The sequence below is a fragment of the Vallitalea sediminicola genome (genome assembly GCF_054408565.1).
In genome coordinates this window covers 1-264 of record NZ_BTPT01000309.1, presented here as the reverse complement: position 1 = coordinate 264, position 264 = coordinate 1, and the positions used below count along the sequence as shown (strand labels likewise).

Sequence of the window (264 nt, the reverse complement as noted above, 5' to 3'; positions counted from 1 at the left end):
CTTATGGTTGCTCATGAGAAATTTGAATCTAAGAGAAAAGCAATTGGTAATGAAAAAGACATTGTATCTTCGTATCAGATATTAGAAAAGCACAGTAAAAGGTTAAGAGTAACGAATACGGATATATGTAAAGAATTGAAGAAGGAGATTATCGGATTGAAGATGCTTCTTCAAGTATATCATAAAGGTATAATAAAAGAAAAATAGACAAAGGGAGTGTTACTAATGAAGATTGGCATGGGTTATGATGTACATAGATTAGTC

Annotated in this window: 1 protein-coding gene; it reads left to right on the top strand. The window is 31.1% G+C overall.

Going from position 1 to position 264, the window contains the following annotated elements; translation table 11 throughout:
• Nucleotides 1-207: fructose-bisphosphatase class III (locus ACX6CF_RS26855; protein WP_458788439.1), on the top strand; the 207-nt coding region annotated here is incomplete at its 5' end.
• Between the last annotated feature and the right edge of the window lie 57 nt (nucleotides 208-264).